The organism is Kocuria cellulosilytica (assembly GCF_040981245.1).
GTDB classification, from domain to species: Bacteria; Actinomycetota; Actinomycetes; order Actinomycetales; family Micrococcaceae; genus Kocuria; species Kocuria cellulosilytica.
Map to the genome: position 1 here is coordinate 91,044 of NZ_JAVFWZ010000003.1, position 16,562 is coordinate 107,605.

Annotated in this window: 13 protein-coding genes; 7 read left to right on the forward strand and 6 right to left on the reverse strand. The window is 64.9% G+C overall.

Going from position 1 to position 16,562, the window contains the following annotated elements:
- Window positions 1-423 precede the first annotated feature (423 nt).
- Window positions 424-1,497, forward strand: coding sequence for an IS630 family transposase (locus tag RCG67_RS05530; protein ID WP_368825172.1), 1,074 nt, complete (start codon window positions 424-426; stop codon window positions 1,495-1,497).
- Window positions 1,498-1,520: 23 nt separating this feature from the next.
- Entirely contained in the window at window positions 1,521-3,095 is a 1,575-nt protein-coding gene (locus tag RCG67_RS05535) for a hypothetical protein (RefSeq protein ID WP_368825186.1), read from the forward strand.
- Window positions 3,096-3,633: 538 nt separating this feature from the next.
- Here the strand turns inward: RCG67_RS05535 and RCG67_RS05540 are convergent.
- Window positions 3,634-4,395 (reverse strand): DUF6994 family protein, encoded by a 762-nt coding sequence (locus tag RCG67_RS05540; protein ID WP_368825187.1) that lies wholly within the window; start codon window positions 4,393-4,395, stop codon window positions 3,634-3,636.
- 257 nt (window positions 4,396-4,652) lie between these two features.
- Between RCG67_RS05540 and RCG67_RS05545 the strand changes: the two genes are divergently transcribed.
- Window positions 4,653-4,985 (forward strand): histone-like nucleoid-structuring protein Lsr2, encoded by a 333-nt coding sequence (locus tag RCG67_RS05545; RefSeq protein WP_368825188.1) that lies wholly within the window; start codon window positions 4,653-4,655, stop codon window positions 4,983-4,985.
- Between the two features lie 465 nt (window positions 4,986-5,450).
- On the opposite strand, the gene RCG67_RS05550 is transcribed toward RCG67_RS05545, so the two are convergent.
- Window positions 5,451-5,873 (reverse strand): hypothetical protein, encoded by a 423-nt coding sequence (locus RCG67_RS05550; RefSeq protein WP_368825189.1) that lies wholly within the window; start codon window positions 5,871-5,873, stop codon window positions 5,451-5,453.
- 890 nt (window positions 5,874-6,763) lie between these two features.
- On the opposite strand from RCG67_RS05550, the gene RCG67_RS05555 reads away from it, so the two are divergent.
- From RCG67_RS05555 to RCG67_RS05565, 3 genes are all read left to right on the forward strand, one after another.
- The gene (locus RCG67_RS05555; RefSeq protein WP_368825190.1) at window positions 6,764-8,086 is read left to right on the forward strand and encodes an NYN domain-containing protein; all 1,323 of its coding nucleotides are present in this window, start codon (window positions 6,764-6,766) and stop codon (window positions 8,084-8,086) included.
- Between the two features lie 211 nt (window positions 8,087-8,297).
- Window positions 8,298-9,106 (forward strand): IS5 family transposase gene (locus tag RCG67_RS05560; RefSeq protein WP_438612646.1). Its coding sequence is split into 2 segments (ribosomal slippage): window positions 8,298-8,619 and window positions 8,619-9,106, totalling 810 coding nucleotides; the frame shifts between segments, so codons are not numbered across the junction.
- A 375-nt stretch (window positions 9,107-9,481) separates the two neighbouring features.
- Complete coding sequence (locus tag RCG67_RS05565) at window positions 9,482-10,006, forward strand: cupin domain-containing protein (protein WP_368825192.1); 525 nt, start codon at window positions 9,482-9,484, stop codon at window positions 10,004-10,006.
- Between the two features lie 721 nt (window positions 10,007-10,727).
- Here the strand turns inward: RCG67_RS05565 and RCG67_RS05570 are convergent.
- The 4 genes from RCG67_RS05570 to RCG67_RS05585 all read right to left on the reverse strand — a co-directional run bounded on the left by RCG67_RS05570 (window position 10,728) and on the right by RCG67_RS05585 (window position 14,465).
- Window positions 10,728-11,453: a YwaF family protein gene (locus RCG67_RS05570; protein WP_368825193.1), complete on the reverse strand. Its 726-nt coding sequence runs from the start codon at window positions 11,451-11,453 to the stop codon at window positions 10,728-10,730.
- Between the two features lie 53 nt (window positions 11,454-11,506).
- A complete protein-coding gene (locus tag RCG67_RS05575; protein ID WP_368825194.1) occupies window positions 11,507-11,929 on the reverse strand; it encodes a hypothetical protein in 423 nt (140 codons plus the stop codon).
- A 200-nt stretch (window positions 11,930-12,129) separates the two neighbouring features.
- Window positions 12,130-12,750 carry a dihydrofolate reductase family protein gene (locus tag RCG67_RS05580; RefSeq protein ID WP_368825195.1) on the reverse strand — a complete coding sequence of 207 codons (621 nt, stop codon included), beginning with the start codon at window positions 12,748-12,750 and terminating at the stop codon, window positions 12,130-12,132.
- A 164-nt stretch (window positions 12,751-12,914) separates the two neighbouring features.
- Entirely contained in the window at window positions 12,915-14,465 is a 1,551-nt protein-coding gene (locus RCG67_RS05585; RefSeq protein ID WP_368825196.1) for an HNH endonuclease signature motif containing protein, read from the reverse strand.
- Window positions 14,466-14,822: 357 nt separating this feature from the next.
- Here RCG67_RS05585 and RCG67_RS05590 point away from each other — a divergent pair, with 357 nt between their 5' ends.
- Window positions 14,823-16,541, forward strand: coding sequence for an MFS transporter (locus RCG67_RS05590; RefSeq protein WP_368825197.1), 1,719 nt, complete (start codon window positions 14,823-14,825; stop codon window positions 16,539-16,541).
- Window positions 16,542-16,562: the final 21 nt, after the last annotated feature.

Sequence of the window (16,562 nt, forward strand, 5' to 3'; positions counted from 1 at the left end):
CAAATTTCTTACCCGTAACTAAACGCGCGTGCTTGCGCTTGAGATGTCTTGTATGTTGAAATCGCTGTGAACATCGGAAAATTCAACGTGTCAAGTTTTGAGTCGCATAGCGTCTCTTACAACCCGATGTCGGTCCTAAAAAATACTTTAGGACTTAGCTTATCGGTTCTGGACAACAGGGCAATCTGATAGTATTCGGTCAAACCACATGAAAGTTGCAACCGGCCGGATTAATTCAGATGAGGGTTATTTGTGAAAGCATTCAGATCACCGCATAAAACTTCCTACCGCATCGGCCGCGCAGATGAATCCTACGTTTCCGATCTCATCAAAACTGCTCTGCCAACAGGCTATGCTTCCGGGCAAATTCTAGTGGCCCGTCTGTGAACTGCTTGAACGCTTGACGGGGTGGGATCATGGGTCATGGCAAACCATCCTGCGGCCCCGTTGCTCTTGCGGGAAGGCGACCGGGAGAAGCTGAGCCGATTGGTGCATTCGAGTTCTGTCCGGGCGGGGCTGGCGCAGCGGGCGCGGATCGTGCTGCTGGCCGCCGACGGGGTCTCCAACACCGAGATCGCCGAGAAGGTCGGGGCCACCCGCACCACAGTCATCGCCTGGCGGGCCCGCTACGACGCGGCCGGGATCGATGGGCTGGCCGACCACGACCGGTCCGGGCGTCCGCGGCGGATCGACCACCGGGCGATCGTGGCCGCCACGCTGCGGCCACCGCCGAAGAAGCTCGGGGTCACCCACTGGTCCTCCCGGCTGCTGGCGTCCCGGCTGGGGATCGACCACAGTACCGTGGCCAAGGCTTGGCGGGAGTACGGGGTGGCGCCTTGGCGGGAGGGCACCTTCAAGTTCTCCACCGACCCCGAGCTGGTCGCCAAGGTCGTCGACGTCGTGGGGCTCTACCTGGCCCCGCCCGAGAACGCGATCGTGCTCTGCGTGGACGAGAAGTCCCAGATCCAGGCCCTCGAGCGCACCTCCCCGGGGCTGCCGATGCAGCCCGGGAAGCCGGCGGCTCGGACCCACGACTACGTCCGGCACGGGACCTCGACCCTGTTCGCGGCGTTGGAGATCGCCACCGGCCACGTCACCGCCGCGTGCAAGCCGCGACACCGGCGCCAGGAGTTCCTGGCCTTCCTCAGACAAGTCGCCCGCGCCTACCCGGAGGGACCGCTGCATCTGGTGATGGACAACTACGCGGTGCACAGGACGCCTGAGGTGAAGGCCTGGCTGGTTGAAAACCCGCGGTTCCAGGTGCACTTCACTCCGACCTCGGCCTCCTGGTTGAACCTCGTGGAGGTGTGGTTCGGGATCATCGAGCGTCAGGCTCTGCACCGGGCCGACGTCACCTCGGTGCCCGAGCTCAACCGGAAGATCCGGGCCTTCGTCACCGGGTGGAACGACCGCTGCCACCCCTTTGTGTGGACCAAGACCAGCACCGAGATCCTCAAGAAAGCCAACCGACCAACCACTTCAAAGACGGGCCACTAGATCCCATCGCAGGCGGCACATATTTGAACAACCTGCGCAGGATTCTGGCGAGAAAAGTCAAGTATTCCTTGCTGAACAAATACCCCGCGGCGCAATGGTTATGGATGCTTCGTCGTGTCGATCTGCAGTTTGTTTCCGATGGGGATCTAGCAAGCACGGCAATGGAAGTTATTAGAATTGCCGAAAATCTTACAGGCGAATCAACTCAAACGAAATTCCGCCGGAGAGCATCTGGCTCATTATTAAGTTTCGATATTACAGACACAATGATGTCGGATCTCGCACGCGTTCTTTTGATCTCCGGAGAATTTAAGACACTTTATTCATGGCAAAGACGTGTTGTAAAAGGACAAAGTATTCAAGTATGTGACGATGACATTCCAAGCCTAGTGCCAAATTCTGTTATAGATACTGCGCTTCACCTACTGGATTTTCGAAGCATGGATGGTCCACTGAATGTTTGGCATCCTATGCTCCGCAGAATACCCACCGAGGACGAGGCGGCGAAGAGCACTAAGGGCAATACTATTTTTGTAGCCTCTAGGGCTGTTCCAGCGGGCCAAGGGAAACCTGAAGCAAAAAAAACTCTCGAGTTAAATTTTCAGAAAACTCTGAACTTCAAACTGATGCTACTTTATGTATCTCCTCACTATGACGGCGCTTCCCTTAGTGCAAGTATTGGTCGCGATGAGGCCACCAAAGTTGCGGCTCTTGTAATCCTCGGTTCGGCTCTCACTCGGTTCAATTTGACACCAGGAATGCCCAAAGACCCTCATGCCGGGATGGCCAGAGGATGGATAATTTTTAACTCCACCCTCGAGGAGTGGTTGGCTGCAAATTTCGATGACATATGCTCCCCTGAGATATGGCCAAATTACCTCCAGGACGTAGTTCCCCAAAAATCCTCAGATATCATGCCTTTGGTACTAGGGTTGTATGATTTCGGAGGTATTTCGGCCCCGGGTCCCCTCGTTCGCCGGCTTGAAGGTGGCGATATAATAATCGATTTGTATGCGCTTTCGGAAGAATTGATTCAGCGGTTTCGTTTCGGCATCTCTAGTGGTGGCGAAACGGTTAATGGGCCCGCTGATCGATTTGAATTGGACGTGCAAAATGTGATTGATATGTCCATTTTCGCCCCTGATAGCAAAGTAAGGCAGATGCGTGGGAAAAGTTTGCTAGATTTAGGCAGACCAATCACTGACTTGGATGCTATAGCTGTTTTGGGAAATACACTTATTGGTATTGACTGCAAAAACTATCCCACCCTTCGGGAGTATGATGCAGGTGATTTCCGAACCGTGCGAAACGCGGCGAGTAAAGTGAAAGACGCGTGTTCCCGTTGGGCTGAAAAAATGAAATACCTACAAAGCCATCGAGTTGGACAGAATTACGACCTAAGTTCTTTTGATAATATTGTCGGAGTGGTGGTCACTCCGTCATTGATGTACACAGGAGAACCTTCTTGCGAAGAAGTTGTTTTTAGTGATGAATCGAGCGGGGTGGAAATAAGGCGATATATGTCGGCGACCGAGCTCATGATCGCTTTTGGTATGACTGGTCCCCATGTTGATGGACAGTGGTCTCGTGGACTTTAGTAATTTTCGAAATTTGCTCGCATAGTTGCTAAATTGAGGCTTGGTAGAATTGCTTGGCGACGCCACCTATGGTTGCATTCTGCATTTTGTGGCTAAGGCCATCTGAGAATCGGAAAACCGTGGCTCACCCACCAAGCCTTCCCAGTCGTGGCGGTCGATATCATACGCGGTTTGTGTCCGAGAGGGGAGTAGCTGCAAACTAACACCGTCTTCGCTTGAGGGGATGCCTGCGTCTGTCGGGTTTTGACCAACTATGACAAGGTCCTGGCTCCGTGCCGTGAGTGACGGCCGCCTTGGATTGGCGGGCCCTAATGTTTGGGCAGGTTGGCCAAGTTGATCCACGCCTCACAAGTGTATTAATTTGAGCGAAAAGGAGCTGTTCAAGCTGAATCTGCTCTCCCGGGTGCTGCACTGGCCCCTCCAGCGCGCACCGTAGGGCACCAGGACGCTCGCCCGGGTCTTTCCGATCCGCCACGGGGAAAGCCGTCCCCCGCTATACCGGGACTGGGGCGGCGGGGGACATGCTTTTGACCGGGGGCTACTCGAGCACCTGAATATCGGGGCGGTTTTTCCTTACCCACTGGGCCATCCGACGCCGCCGTTTTCCGATGAACTCCAGGACGGCTTCCCGGTACTCCACGTATTCCTCCGGTGTGACCGGTGTTCCGGAACGCTCGAAGTTGTCGAACGGCAGATAGAATCGGACCTCGGCATAGTCGGGCGTCACGAGGTCCTGGAAGTGGAAGAAGTCCACGAACTCAGGGAACCCGTCGAAGAGCGCGAAGAAATCCGCATAAGCGGTGATGACATCGGCCAGGGGGCTCTGAGGCTCTCCGGCGTAGTGACGCCGGATGCACTCGAGAGTGAGATCCATCCGGTCAGCAATCCGCAGACGAGTCCCTCGCGCCTGGTTCATGGTGGGCCGGTCCTTCATCCTGACCGGCCAGATCATCGCACTGTCGATGGTGTACGGCGGGTTGAGGTAGCGGGAACGCTGACCCTCGTCCAGCGAGGCGACGGCGGCGGCCAGGGCCTTGGGACGCATCCACCGGGTGTAGGAGTTGGTGATGGCATCGCTGCCGTACCAATGCCTGTCCCCGGAGGCGTCAGTGAAGATGAGGTAGCCGTCTCGGCGACCCGGTGGCACGGTCGGGGCGAAAAGGACGCCGGAGTTCAGTTCCTTGGTCCACAGCAACTCATGGTCGGCCCTCAGCCTCGGGCTGAGACTGTCCGGGTCGGAACTTTTCCTCCCATAAGGAATGTCGGTCTTGTAGTCGAATGAAGCGTCGAAGATGCGCATGGTTGCAGTGTATGCACTCGTGAACACCATCGGCCTCGAACTCGTCGACCCTCAGCAGGTAATCGAGCCGACAAAGCCATGGCCGTGCTTCGCTCACGGCTCGTCACCAGCGGTGGGGCCTGGGGCGAAGGCTTTTCGTGTAATGCTTTATCCGAAACGTCAACTCTCGCACCGAAAAGCGTTGGAGAACACCTTGGGCGCGAATCCTGAGCGGGTTCTCACTCAAACGATGTTGAGATCAACGGAAAGGGGAAGCAGTGGCGCAGAGCGTGATGGTGATTCTGGAGGACGACCTCGACGGAGGTCTCGCTGACGAGTCCGTTCAGTTCAGCCTGGACGGGAAGCAGTACGAGATCGACCTCAACCGCGCGAACGCGAAGAAGCTCCGGGAAACGCTGCACCCCGTCATCTCCTCCGGGCAGCAGGAGCAGGTCAAGCAAGCCCGCGCCGCCGGGGCGCGGACCACGGCGGCCGACAACCCGGAGGCCGCGAAGATCCGGGCCTGGGCCCAGGAGAACGGCCGGAAGGTCTCCGACCGCGGCCGGATCGCCCAAGAGATCCGCCAGGTTAACTACGCCGCTACCAGCTAGACCCCCCCCCCTTCTGACTGCCGGGAGGCACCCCGCATCACCGCACCCGCTGAACGGCCCGCCGGACCCCCTCTTTGGACGGGCCAAGGCCGAGTTGCGGACTGTGGGACTACTGCAAGTGATTAGCTACTGCGAGCAACGACCGATGAGGTTCTGAGACCAGGCGTTAGGGCAGTGGGTATTGTCCCGGACGGTGTGCTGACCATCGGAATCGACCCCGACTGGCGGCCAAGCCACCTGGCACGCGCGTTCGCAGACGAGGGGCGGCTGCTGAGTGGCACCGTGCTTTTCACGGCGACCGACCTGAGCCCATGGCTGGAACGGCGTCGGGAGCGGCGGGAAGCGCGGTGGTCGGCGCAACATACGAAGCCGGTGGCGCCTGCGCCTGAGGAGGGGCATCCTTGAAGATGGTCTTGATGCGGGGGCCGGTGAAAGCGCCGCGCTCGGTGCGGATTTCCGCCAGCATTAGCTTTTAGCTGCGCGGCTGGCCTTATCGGCCCAGGCGCTGGCCTTATCGGCCCAGACGCTGGCCTTATCGGCCCAGACGCTGGCCTTATCGGCCCAGACGCTGGCGTTATCGGCCAACCTCATCAGCGGGGAACGTCCGGCGACGTGGACCGTGCCGGTCACATCCACTGACAGGCGCAAGGTGGAGTACAGGCCACAGGCCCACTCGATGAGCACCATGAAGAGCCATAGGCCCAAGGTGAGCAGGACTAAGAGCAGGTCGACGAAGAAAAGCCACCTCCGCCACTTCGGGACCAGGACCATCATCGTCGGCGTCTGGGAGCGAACTTCGTACTTCCAACTTGGGAACTTCCCAGCGGTGTACTTCTGCGCGGCGTGGTAGAGGCGAAGTTCGCGCTGATCGACGGTCAAGGGGTCCATGGTGCTCCTCAGTTTGTAGTTCGAGTGGTGGGGATCAGAGCCTCGGTCCTGGTTACGAGGCGGACGCAGGCGCGGACGGTGCCAAATTTGTCGAGGTTGCGGTCCCCAGATACGGGTAGTGTCGGCGTCGTGGAAAGATGCAGCCCCAGTCGCCGCCGATTTTTTCAACGAGCAGGTTGGCAATCACGCTCCGCCTTATTCACTGGCTGGCAGGCCGGTGTGGCGAGCAGGGCTGTGGCGCCTTTGGTGGGGGCATCGAGCGCCGCGTCGGCTGAGCCAAGACGTACTTTATTGTTGCCGTGACCACGAACCCACTATGTGTGCATTTGTGAAGAGGCGTGTCGACGCCGTCCAACTCCGGGCATCGCCTGGAACTAGGCCGCCTCCCAACACGTCTTTGAGCTAGTCGGTGGTGGCTCGAAACTGAAGCGCCGGAGAAAATCCCATGAGTGGCTGTGCCACCGGCGTGCATTACCCCCCTTGGGCGCGGTACTCGGACTGACCACTGAGCTTGCCCACACGTGTCACTGACACCACCGGGGTTGCCGCACCATCAGGTGACACTCGATGGTGGGGCAGTCACGACGGAGCGTCCGATGGTCACCGTCGGCACTTGATGGCCCCGGACACTAACCCGTATGTGTGTGCGCCCTCGAGCGCTGTGGCGGTTCGGAATGCGCGGTGTGAGCAGCTGTCCAAGCGACCGATTCTTCAGGTAGGCCGTTGGGTCCTCTTATCTGCGTGGCTGACTGACGCAGTCGAGTAGATGGAAGTCCTGTCGGAGTTTTGACGGTACATCTGCGCGCGCCGCGGCCAAGTAGCAACCTCGGGGGCTACTGCAAGTGATTAGCTAATGCACATAGTGCAGCTCACCCAATCGCGAGGACGCCATGGGCCACCGCAGATCCGCCATGTTCATAGACTTCGACAACTTCTTCAGCGGGTTGCTCGGTAGTGACCCGAAAGCAGCCCTCGAACTAGCGGAACGGCCGTCCGCGTGGATCCACCGACTGGCGAGGCATGACGCTGACGATGTCCGCCGCTGGCTGGTACTTCGTTGCTACATGAACCCGTCCGGCAGCATCGCCCACCCCCTGCAACCGGGGGAGCGGCTGTACTTTTCGAAGTTCCGGCCATTCTTTACTCAGGCCGGCGTGGAGGTCGTGGACTGCCCGAGTCTCACGCGGGGGGCGAAGAACGGAGCGGACATCCGCATCGTGATCGACGTGATGACCGCTCTACAGCACGAGATCTGCTATGACGAGTTCGTGCTGGCTTCCAGCGACGCGGACTTCACGCCGTTGCTCCAGGTGCTGCGCGCCCATGACCGCAGGACCGCAATCATCGCCACTGGCTCGACGGCTGTGGCATATGAGGCCCTGGCCGACCAGTACCTCGATGAGCAGGACCTTTTCGACCTCATGGCCCCGGCGCAGGAGTCGGAGGGTGACGTCGCTGAGGAAGCTGCGGCCATCCTGGAAGTACACAGCGTCGCAGGGGACGCCGCTCCCGGGGGCCGGGCGAACGACGAGGAGGCATGGCGGGAGTTCTGCGAGGTGGTGCGCAGCGATTACGAGTCCTCCGAGGTGCCCATCAATTGCGCCCGCCTCGCCAGCCGGATCCACGCAGATCTGGGTGAAGTCGTCACACGTACCCGGTGGTTCGGCGGAGGAACGTTTCGGAAGGCTGTCGAGCGGATCGGCTTGCCCAACCTCAACTTCTCATCGCATCACTTCTGGGACTCGGCCAGGCACCCGGCGCCCGAACCCGTCCAGCCTGGCCTGAGTGATCCGCCGGAGGGCTCGGCGCCGCTTCCGCCGGGTATCACTCGATTCTGCGACGTCGCGAAGATGCCCCGGCTGCCGCAGGACCACTGGCCCATCGTGTTCAAGGTGCTCTCGGAGTATGCCTATGAGTTCGACTTCAACCTCTCGGAGGCCTCGAAGTGGTCCAGGGGCCGCGCCGGGGAACTGGGCGTCGAGGTCTCCCGGAGAGCACTTCTCTACGTTATTCGAGGTGCCCGTACCGGGGGCGCCGATCTCAGTGCGGACCGGGCCCCTGACGCGTCCGCCATCGGCCGCGCTGTGTTCAGTAGCGTGCTTGGACAGGCCTCCCTGGCGGGGTTCTCTCCTTCAGAGGACGAACAACAGGACCTGGCCGACTGGCTGGCAGTCGACGCGTCGAGCTCCAGGCTGGTCCACGGAATGAAGTGACGACCGGAGCGGTGCCCGACCTTCAGCCTTGCGTGGGTCGCTGGCAACGCTGTCGCTGGCTCAGTATGAACTTTTGAACGGTTGGAGCCGGACGGTGTCGGAGGGTTCGGGAATGGTCAACTAAGACCTGGTCTCAAAACCCGGTCTGTCGTTGCCCACTCGCTTCTGGGTAGTTCACAGTGCCAGCATGACGACGAGGACTCAGTCGTGGATGCTCGATGACCGTCTGTGGGAGCTGATCGCCCCGCTGATCCCGCCCCAGCCACCGCCACGAGGCCCCGGTGGTAGACCGAGGATCGAGGACCGTGCGGCCCTGGAGGGGATCCTGTTCGTACTCCACACCGGATGCCGGTGGCGGGACCTGCCCCCAGCCCTGGGCTGTGGGTCCGGGCACACCGCCTGGCGCCGGCTGCGCGCGTGGCAAGAGGCCGGGGTGTGGGAAAGGCTGCACCGGGCCGTGCTCGAGGAACTCTCCGAGAAGGGGATCCTCGATTGGTCGCGGGCCAGCATCGACGCGGTGTCCGTACGGGCCAAAAGGGGGGCGAGCTGACCGGGCCCAACCCCACCGACCGCGGGAAGCCGGGCACGAAGTACCATCTGCTCACCGACGCAGCCGGGCTGCCACTGCACGTGCTGGCGTCCGCGGCGAACACCCATGACAGCCGACTGTTCGAGCCGCTGTTGGAGACCAGTCCGAGTGTGCGCGGCCGGCGCGGTCGTCCGGGCCGGCCCCGCCGCAGGCCGGAGAAGGTGCACGCGGACAAGGGCTACGACTATCCGAGGTGCCGCCGCTACCTGCATCGGCGGGGCATCAAAGTCCGCATCGCCCGGCGCGGGATCGAGGCCAAGACCCACTTGGGCCGGCACCGCTGGGTCGTGGAGCGAACTATCTCCTGGGTCCTGCGGTTCAAGCGCCTCGGGCTCCGCTACGACCGCACCGAAGCAACTCTGCTCCCGCTGCTCCTGCTCGCCGTCACCCTCATCAACGTCCGTCGGCTGCGTCAGGCAACCGAGCTATGAGGCCAGGTTCAAGCGGACTCCTCCGGCTACTGACTGTTGCCACAGGTATTCCACGATGAACGAGTCGGAGCTGGACCCGGCCGGCCAGCAGGTGCCGCGGCCGTCGACGAGCCAGCGCATGTTCAGTGCGTGGATCGAGCGTCTCGGTGGGCAAGCCATTAGCCGTGTCGAGGTGGGTGATCGTCACCGGGAAGACGTAGCGCATCGGGTGCGTGGGCCGCGGTGCCGGCGGGGTGATGATCATGGGCTCCATCTATGCGGCGCCGGTACCAGTCGTGTACCAGTCGTGGTCACGGTCTGTCGCCAGGTCTCGGTTGCACCACGATGCCCTCGTGGATGAGCCCGCCCCCGGCCTCTCGGGCCGATCCTAGGGGCATGGACACCACCGTCTACGGCCCGGTCGGTCCCGAGGCCGGGCACACCGCGCTGATGGGCCAGCTGACCGCCCGGACCATGTTGCCTGCCGAACTGACCGAGGGCCGGTTGTCGATCGTGGAGCACTACCTTGACCCTAAAGAGTTGGGTGCCCCGCTGCACCGGCACGCCCGGGAGGACGAGTACACGGTGGTGTTGGAGGGTCGCATGGGCGTGATGCTGGGCGAGGACGTCTACGAGGCCGGACCCGGGGAGCTGCTGCTCAAGCCGCGCGGGCAGTGGCACGCCTTCTGGAACCCCGGACAGGACCGGGCCCGGTTGCTGGAGATCATCTCCCCGGCCGGGTTCGAGCAGTTCTTCGTGGAGATCGCCGAGTACTACACCTCCGAGCGGGAGATGGACATGGAACGGTTCATGGCCGCTTGCGACCGGTACGCCCTGGAGATGGATCTCGAATCGATGCCCGAGCTGATCGGCCGATTTGGCCTCATCCCGCCGCCGGAGATGACCTCGGGTAGCGGGTGAGCCGGCAGCTCAATGGTGGTAGGCGGCCAAGGTCATGGCGTCGGTGATGTGCCCGTCAGCGATCAGGTCCGTCAACTGCTCGGTGGGATCCCACACCTGGGCAGCACCGATGATGTTCTTGACATCGTCGGCCTCCGGGATCGACTCTTGAACGCCCCGGGACAGGACCAGCAGCGACAGATCAAGTTATGAGACCAGGTCTAAGCCGGGTCGTCGAGCCCATGTCCGATGTGAGTAGAATGCCTAGATTTCGGGACTTCAGGACTGGCCACATTGGCCAGTTAGCCCGGTGCCTCACATCCCGGGTGAGATCCCGACGTGTCCGAGCGATGTGACCCCAGTGTCACCACATATCCGACTGCCGCGGCGTTTGCTGACGACGCCGGATCGCGGGCTGAACTGGTCCGCGGCGACGACAACGGGTAGCGGCGCGTCACAGGTGAGTACAGATGCAGCTGAGCTGCCACGATGACATGTCGTGCAGGCATCCGCCGAGCATCGTGAAATGCTCACATGACTTGATGCCGCCAGGAGCGTGACCCAGCGACGCCGATCCCGGAAGTCCGGGGTGCCCGTTCCTGGGCAATTGCTCACTCAGGTCGGCGTCTCACATCCCGGCCTGAGCCATGAGGACGACGACGGCGGTCCGGCCCACCTCGGGAAGGTGGGCCGGACCGCCGTCGTCGACAGGCATGACTCGATGCCCTGGTGCCGTGCTGCCTCAGCGTTCCGCGCCGACCTGGGGCTCGGCTGCGCTCTTTCGCCGGATCGTCCAGGGCCAGGTCATGAGCGCCCAAGCCACGGCGATGACGAGGAACTCCACCAGCAGGTACCACGGCCAGGGCCCGAGCAGATCGAGGATCGAGGGGTTGTCCGGCTTGCCGTTGAGGAAGCCGTAGTTGGTCCCCAGCCAGCTGTTGAGTCCGAAGGCAGCCATGGCCCACGTGACGGTGACCACCATGGCCAGGCGGTAGCTGCCCCAGTCAATCCGGCCGCCGCGTCCCCAGATCAGGTACAGGGTGGCCCAGAGGACCAGGATGTGCTGGACCCAGAGGTCGACGAAGTCGATGTGGGGGAAGTCCGGCGAGTCGAGTGCCGGGGTGAGGATGGCCTGCGGGTTGAGAGTCAGTCCCCAGTAGTAGGTGAGCGCCGTCGCCCAGCGGACCCGTGTCCACAGGGCGATGACAGCGACCATCCACGCGACGTCCGAGAGGTGGACCGGCAGAGAGATGTGGACGTCGAAATTGCCCGGCAGCGACCGGTAGACGAGCATCGTCACGGTGTACGTGGTCAGCACCGCGGCGAAGGCACGAGAAAAAACCACCTCGGCCCCGGAACCCCGAAGGCGGCGTCCCAGCATCACCACGAGCACAGCCCCGAGGACGCAGACGCCCAGAGCAGCCCAGTGCGTGGGGCCGTAGGGGACGAAGACCTCCTCGTCGGGCATCGCCGTCTCCCCTCAACCGGGCCCATGGGCGGTGCGCCCATGGGGCCAGGACATCAGATCCGGTCGTCCAGGGCCATGGGCGGGGCAACGTGGACCGCGACCGGCGCCGGGTCGCCGTTCGAGCTCTTGGCCTTGCCCTGACCGATGCTGCGCGTCACGGAGACCAACTGGTAGGGCCTCTTGGCCCGGGGGCGCGTGTCACGCCGGAGCAGCGCCACCCATCCTTCGCCGGCAACGTCGACCTGCTTCAAGGGCCGGGTGAGGTAGCTGACAACGGTCGGCGGCGTGGTGGATCGATCGATGCGGACCCCGCCGACGAGACCGGTGTTGAAGTCCCGGGTCCATGCGTTCTTCGCCGGCGTGGCCGAGGCAATGTGCTCTGCGAACTCCGGTGGCACCACGAAGGTCGCCAGCCTGCCGTCCACACCCTGTAGCCGCAACGGCACCCGGTACCGCGGTGCCTCCAGCTCGCCCATCCCAGGTCCTTCTTCGCGGGTTCGGTCGGCGGCATTATAGCGGATCCCCCTGAAGATCTTCCGCTGCGTGATCGACTCGGCAGTGGGAAGCCGCGCTGCTTCGTGACAGGCCGAGGTGCCTCACGACGGCGTCGCGACCGGTCGTCCGACAGCCCGGTACAGGTGACAGGGATACGGCGTACAGGGCGTTGCGACGTCGTTCACTGCGCCGGCTGGGAGACGTCCACGCCGGTGACCGGGTCGCCGGCCCGCTCGTAGACGAGCGAGACCGCTCCCTTCGGGAATGCCCGCGGCGGCTCCGCCAGGGTGAAGGCGGCCGGGACGGAGCCGTGGCCGAAGAGGCGCTTGCCCGACCCCAGGACCACGGGATAGAGCAAAAGATTCAGCCGGTCGACAAGGTCCTCCCTCAGCAGGGTCGTGACCAGGTCGCCGCTGCCGACCACGTGGACCTCGTCGAACCGCTCCTTGAGGGCTCCCACCTCGGACCTGACATCTCTCAGCACCGTGGTGCCCTGCCACGAGGGAGCGCTCAGGGTGCGGGACACGACGAACTTCGGCACCGCGTTGAACTTCACGGCGATCGAGTCGTCGCCGTCGTGGGCCGGCCAGTAGCCGGCGAAGATGTCGTACGTCCTGCGACCGAGCAGCAGCGCGTCCAGGCGCTCGATGCCCGCGCTGACCGTCGCCCCCGATTCGTCGTCGAAGTAGGCCCCCTGCCAGCCACCGAGCTCGAAGCCGCCCGAACGGTCCTCGTCGGGCCCGCCCGGCGCCTGGTAGACGCCGTCGAGGGTGAGGAAGAGGTCGACCTGGACGATTCCCATGGCGTGGTCCTTCGGCGTGCTGCGGCGGCATCCGTGGTGCACCATCTTGTCGCCGCGGGATGCGGGCGTCAACGGCTCGCCCCCGGAGGACACGATGCCTGCACTGCCCTGTCGTGACGTCCTGCTCCGGCCGGGTTGCCGGCTGTGCTGATCGAGGCCCCGGTTCAGAAGGGCGGGGGGTCGTCGGCAGGTGGCGACGGCGGTGGGCATTCGGCCGAGGGGCCGAGGGTGGGATGCCGCGGGCCGTCAGCAGCGGCGCTCCGGTCACGGACGTGCTCGGGCACGGACCGGTGCACGAGCCCGCCCGGGGAGGTCCACTCCAGCACCGCGGCGTGCTCGGCAGGGGTGCCGCCCGCCCCGCCGTCCGGTTCGGGTGCGACCCGCCGCACCGACCAGCGCCCGAGGTGCCCGTCGCGGTGCTTGACCCGGTGATGGTGTCGGCACAGCGCGGCCAGATTGTGCTCGGCCGTCGGACCGCCGTCCGCCCAGGCCACCGTGTGGTCGAGGTCGCCGGTCTCGGCCCGGCGCCGGCACCCGGGGAAGCGGCAGGTCCCGTCGCGCAGCTCGACCAGGCGGCGCAGGTCCCGGGGCACGGCGTAGACGGTGCGGTCGTGGTCGAGGACCACGCCGGAGACGGGATGGGTCAGCACCCGGTGCCAGGCGCCGGCGCCGGCGGCCAGCCGGCGGGCCACCTCCGTGCTGATCGGCCCGAAGCCGGAGAGCATCGGGGCGCCGCAGGCGGCGGTATCCGCCCCGACGCCTTCGCCGGCGAGCAGAGCCAGCGGCACCGTCACGGTCACCCGGGCCCGGACTCCGCGTGGGAAGCGCGGCTCGTCGGGCAGGACACCGTCCAGCAGCAGGTCCGCCAGCACATCAGCCCGCAGCTCCCCGGCCGAGCGCGGGTCAGCATCCTCCGAGCCCTCCGACAGGGACCGTCCGGCCGGCCCGAGATCGTCGGGAGCCGGTACGTCCTCGCCCAGCAGGGCCACCAGGTCCTCGAGCCTGCCGTGCACGGCGACCGCCACGTGCGCGTCCAGCAGTGCGTGCAGAAAAGCCGTCCCGTCGGGGGCCGGTTCTACCCACACCGTGCGGTTCTTACGGGCGCTGCACCGGCTGCGCTCCTCAGCGTCGGCCACGAGCACCGCCCGCCGGGCGCGAGCCACCGCCCGCAGCTGCGCGGCCGTGGCGTGGGGTGCCCGTTCCAGGAGCTCGGTGATCAGGCGGCAGACCGCGTCGACGGGCGGTGAGGCGCAGCTCCCGGCAGTCCAGGTCGGTGCCTGCTCGATGAGCTCGCGCCACTGCTCCACCATCACCATGGCCTGGGCCGCACCGATGCGGCCATCCTCCAGGGCGGTCAGGACCTCCGGCAGCATCTCGGCCAGGAGGACGGCGTCCTCCACCCGCCGCCGGGCCGTGCCGGCCGGCACCCGCAGCGCCGGCCCCACCTCGGCCGCCACGTCCACGACCAGCTGGTGCTCCGCTTCGGCCAACGGGCCCAACGGGTCCGGGCGGACGAACCCTCGGGCGGACATCTCGGCATCTGCCTGCGCCATCGTCTCGAACCGGGCCGCCGTACGAGCCGCCTGCGCCGCCAGCCAAAGCCGGTGGATGGACCGCATCTGGGCGCCGACTGCCCGTGCCTCCGCGGCGGCGGCGTCCACGAGCTGGGCGGCGGCGGCCCGTACCACCTCGCGCCGCGCTCCAGGCCCCGTCATGTCCGTCAGCCCGGGGCGATCCCGGCATCCGTCACGGGCCACCGGGGTAGGGAGCTGCCACTGCGCCGTCGCCGTCATGACCCCATTCTCTCCAGCGCCTCCGACGCGCTAAGGCCGAGCCCGCCCACGACCGTCCTGGGCTTTCCCAGGGGGGTGTGCCGTTCGAGGGCCGTGGCCAGGGGCGCGTTCTCGCCCGCCCGGGCCGCTGCAGAGCTGCTCCTCGGTGCCCCGCTCTGCTGACCGTCGGCCGGGAAGCGGGCGTGCCCTGCCGTGCTGTCCGCACGGGCGACCAGTCGCGGGTCCCGTCGCCCGCTCCGAGCCGTTATCGTGTCCGCACCCCTCACTAGACTGAGCCGCATGAACGAGCAGGAACCGGGTCTGTCCCGGGCCGCGGCGGCCCCTGTCGGCCGTGCGGCGCTTCCCGCGGACGCGACCGGCACGCCCGCTCCGACCGACGAAGGCGACGCCCCGGGCCTCGTCGATCCAGGTGCCGTCGACACCTCCCTGCGCAGCCCGGCGCAGCGCTCCCGCACCTTCGCCGGGATCCTGGTGAACACGGCGCTCGCGAACATCACGACCAGCTATCTCTGGTTCGCCCTGACGTTCTGGGTCTACCTGCAGACGCGTAACGTGATCGCCACCGGAGTGGTCGGCGGCGCCTACATGCTGCTGATCGCGCTCTCCAGCATCAGCTTCGGCACCTTCGTGGACCGCTACCGCAAGCTCGCCGTGATGCGCTTCGCCGCGGCCTTCACCCTGGTGATGTTCGTCCTGGCCGGAATCCTGTTCCTCCTCGCCCCGGCGTCCGCGATGGCGGACCTGACCCGGCCGTGGATCTGGGTCTTCGCCCTGGTCGTGCTGATCGGTGCGGTGGTGGAGAACATGCGCAACATCGCCCTGTCCACCACGGTCACGATCCTCATCGAGCCGGACCGTCGCGCCAACGCCAACGGGCTGGTGGGCATGGTGCAGGGCCTGATGTTCATCGTGACCTCGGTGCTCTCCGGCCTCTCGATCGGGCTGCTGGGCATGGGCTGGACGGTCGTGGTAGCTGTGCTGCTCACGGCCGTGGCCTTCGGGCACCTCCTGACGCTGCGCATGCCCGAGGAGGTGCGCGCCGCGGCCACGGACGCCCACGGCGGCTTCGACCTGCGGGGAGCCTTCGCGGCCGTGCTGGCCGTGTCGGGACTGTTCGCGCTGATCCTGTTCTCGACGTTCAACAACTTCATCGGCGGCGTCTACATGGCCCTGATGGACCCCTACGGCCTGGAGATGTTCCCCGTGGAGATCTGGGGAACGGTCTTCGCGCTCGGCGCCACCGGGTTCATCGTGGGCGGGGCGCTGATCGGCAAGTTCGGGCTCGGGTCCAACCCGCTGCGCACCATGCTGCTCGCGGTGATCGCGATGGGCGTGCTCGGGGCGGTGTTCACCGTGCGGGAGTGGGCCTGGCTGTACGTCCTCGGCATCTGGCTCTACCTGGTGCTCGTCCCCTTCGTGGAGGCGGCCGAACAGACGATCATCCAGCGTGTCGTGCCGCTCGAGCGGCAGGGCCGGGTGTTCGGATTCGCCATGGCGTTCGAGTCGGCGGCAGCGCCGGTCACCGCGTTCCTCATCGCGCCGATCGCCCAGGTCTGGATCATCCCGTACGCGCGGTCGGCGGAGGGCAGCGCCCAGCTGGCTCCTCTGCTGGGCGAGGGCACCTCCCGGGGCATCGCCCTGGTGTTCCTGGTGGCCGGGATCATCATGATCGCCGCCGCGCTGCTGGCCTTCCTGACTCCGGTCTACCGCCGCGTCTCGGCGTCGTACGCTCAGGTTGCCGCTGAGGCAGGCGGGGGCGCGGGGGTCGTCAGGGACCCGGGGGACGCGGGGGCCGGCGGGGACACTGAGGGCGTCAGGGACCCGGGGCACGCGGGGGCCGGCGGGGACACTGAGGGCGTCAGGGACCCGGGGAACGCGGGGGCCGGCGGGGACGCAGAGGGCGTCAGGGACCCGGGGCACGCGGGGGCCGGCGGGGACACTGAGGGCGTCAGGGACCCGGGGAACGCTGGCGACGGCGTCCGCGCACCCTCGACCTGAGCGTGGCGGCAGCTGCCCCGA